General features: G+C 64.4%; 2 protein-coding genes. One reads left to right on the forward strand and one right to left on the reverse strand.

Translation table 11 applies throughout. The annotated features are described in order from the left end of the window. The first annotated feature begins 237 nt into the window (after positions 1-237). A complete protein-coding gene (locus HWN72_RS23070; RefSeq protein ID WP_211151518.1) occupies positions 238-1,422 on the forward strand; it encodes a dihydrolipoamide acetyltransferase family protein in 1,185 nt (394 codons plus the stop codon). 46 nt (positions 1,423-1,468) lie between these two features. Here HWN72_RS23070 and HWN72_RS23075 read toward each other — a convergent pair whose 3' ends face one another. After that, complete coding sequence (locus tag HWN72_RS23075) at positions 1,469-2,749, reverse strand: enoyl-CoA hydratase-related protein (protein WP_211151519.1); 1,281 nt, start codon at positions 2,747-2,749, stop codon at positions 1,469-1,471. Between the last annotated feature and the right edge of the window lie 118 nt (positions 2,750-2,867).

Consider the following 2,867-nt stretch of genomic DNA (forward strand, 5'->3'; position numbering starts at 1 on the left):
TTGGCGGCGAGATCGCCACGCCTGCCGAAGCCCGCGAAATCCTCAGCCTCAAGGGCGGGGACAAGGTGGGGTTCTGAAGCGCTCCTTTTCGCAGCAATCGGGATGACAATGAAGGCCGCTGCGATCACCGAGACGCGCGCGGCCCTGGGCGGAAGATTGGCGGGCATCGGGCCAGTTGCGCTTCGATGCCGACGCCACCGTCAATGCAGCGACGCAACTGTTTCCGGAGAAACTGAAATGGCCATTGAACTCAAAATGCCGGCGCTGTCCCCGACGATGGAGAAGGGCACGCTCGCCCGCTGGCTGGTCGGCGCCGGCGATACCGTCAAGGCGGGCGACCTGATCGCCGAGATCGAAACCGACAAGGCGACCATGGAAATGGAAGCCGCCGAAGATGGCCGCATAGCGCGTCTGGTGGTGCCTGCAGGTAGCGTTGATGTACCAGTAGGTGCCGTTGTGGCACTGTTGAGTGCCGGTGAGGACACCGATCCTGTCCCTCTCGCTGCTGCCGAAACCTACGCCGAGCCGGTTCAGACATTGCCCGTTTCAGCCCCGGATGTCAGTTCGACATCGCTCGCCCGGCGCCTTGCCACGGCACGCGGCATCGGGCTGGACACGATCGCGGGCTCGGGGCCGCGCGGCAGGATAATGGCGGCGGATCTGGGACTTGCGACGGCGGCATCGGTTGCCCTGATCCCGGCGGAAGATCGGCCGCTGCCCGCGCCTCAGGGAATACCGATGCGCAGCGAGAGCCTGTCCACCATGCGCAGGACCATCGCCCGGCGCCTGACCGAGAGCAAGCAGACCGTCCCGCACTTCTATCTCACCGCCCGTTGCCGTCTTGATGGATTGCTCGAACTGCGCCGGGAATTGAACGGTGCCGTCTCGCATCGCGGTGCCCGGGTTTCGGTAAATGACTTTTGTATCAAGGCGATAAGCTGGGCATTGGAGCAGGTTCCAGAAGCCAATGTGCAGTTCGCCGGGGACCGGATTCATCGCTTCGAACGCGTTGATATTGCCATGGCGGTGGCCATCGAAGGCGGCCTCGTCACGCCGGTCATTCGGGATGTGGCCGCTCTTTCCCTTGGCGCTGTTTCCGAAGCGAGCCGGTCGCTGGCTGCGAAGGCGAGGGAAGGCCGCCTGACGCCCGGCGACTACGAGGGCGGGACCGCGACCATCTCGAATCTGGGGATGTTCGGCATTGATGAGATGGTGCCGGTCATCAATCCGCCGCAAGCCATGATCCTGGGTATCGGTGCAGGGGTGGAACAGCCGTGGAAAATCGACGGCGATATCGCGCTGGCCACGATCATGGCCGCGACTGGCAGCTTCGACCATCGCGCGATCGACGGCGCCTTGGCCGCGCAATTCATGGCCGCGTTCCGTGAGGCGATCGAGGCGCCTATGCTACTCATTGCCTGAGACAATTCTTGCGGGAGAGTTCTGAACTCTCCCGCAAGAGGATATTCTAGATCAGTTCCGTCATGCCAGCGAGGCCGCCGATATAGGCAGGCACAACAAGCGTGCGAGCAAGTGCGTGATCGAGTTGCAGTCGGGTGATGTCGTCCATGTCGGCGACTATGCCGCTGCAGTCCCGCGACAGTTCCTTAAGGGCTGCCATCGCCGCCGGACGACCGCGAAGCCAGAAGTCCGTGCCGACCCTCCGCTGGACCGGTGCAGATCCGGCGGTAGGGGCTCCGAACAGGGCGCTGGCCAATTCGGGGCATTGCGAAGACGCCTGCGATACCTTCGTGGAGATCGCCTCCCGCGCGGCTTCGATGCTGTCCGGCAGGGAGCCGTCCTTTGCCGCCTTGTCATAGGCCTGCTTGCCGAGGAACATCGTGCGGATCATATTGCGGGGTTCGGGGCGCTGGATCAACGTGGCGAATACTGACATTTCCGCGCGGATGGCGCCATCGATCGGCTGGATGATGCCGAACTCGACGCAGTCGAGAATGGCGAGAGGGGCTGGTTCGTGGCCGAGCATCCTTGCCAGTTCGCGTTCGCGATGGCGCTCGATAGCGCCGGAAATTTCGACATGCGACAAAGGAGCACTGTCAGTGCGGTCCCAGGGCTGCACGCAGTGGGCCGCCTCGGACAGCAGCCAGCGTTCGGCGGCAGCGATCTCGTCGCCTTCATCCACGACCTCGTCGGCAAGGCCGGCAGCCACGGCATCTTCGCCCTGGTAGGTACGGCCGAGAAGCAGGACTTCCAGCCCGGCCTCGACGCCGACGAGGCGGGGCATGCGCTGGGTTCCGCCGGCGCCGGGAAGTAGCCCCACGGCATATTCAGGCAGGCCCAGCATCGCACGGCGGGAACGGGTCAGGACACGGTAGTGGGCGCCGAGCGCCAACTCGCATCCGCCGCCGAGTGCGACACCCGCCACGGCGGCGGCAATCGGCTTTCCTGCGGTTTCCAGACGGCGGATTGCATGGCTGAGCGGGAAGAAGTGGTCGAAGGCGATATCGAAACGGTCGGCCTTGGGGGCGGCGACGATCATCTCGTAGGCGACGCCCAGTTCCGTCAGGTCCGCGCCCGCGCAGAAGCCGTTGGCCTTGCCGGAACGGACGACCACGCCGCGAACGTCATCGGCGCGGTGCAGCCATTCGGCGAAGGCGCCCAGTTCATGGATCGCCTTGTTGGAAAAGACGTTCATCGATCTGTCGGGGCAGTCGAAGACGAGATGGATCAGGCCGTTGTCCTGTCGCTCGACACGGAACTGGGTGAGATCGGGGAGGGGCAATGTCATGAATTCTCCTGCGCCGGCTTGCGGCATTGCGAGAAGCAGGGTCAGAAGGCGACCTTGTCCCCGCCCTTGAGGCTGAGGATTTCGCGGGCTTCGGCAGGCGTGGCGATCTCGCCGCCGA

It is taken from the genome of Novosphingobium sp. HR1a (assembly GCF_015594425.1).
GTDB classification, from domain to species: Bacteria; Pseudomonadota; Alphaproteobacteria; order Sphingomonadales; family Sphingomonadaceae; genus Novosphingobium; species Novosphingobium resinovorum_A.

Coding starts and splice junctions, on each gene's coding strand:
- HWN72_RS23070 (WP_211151518.1), top strand. CDS start 238: ATGGCCATTGAACTCAAAATGCCGGCGCTGTCCCCGACGATGGAGAAG.
- HWN72_RS23075 (WP_211151519.1), bottom strand. CDS start 2,749: ATGACATTGCCCCTCCCCGATCTCACCCAGTTCCGTGTCGAGCGACAG.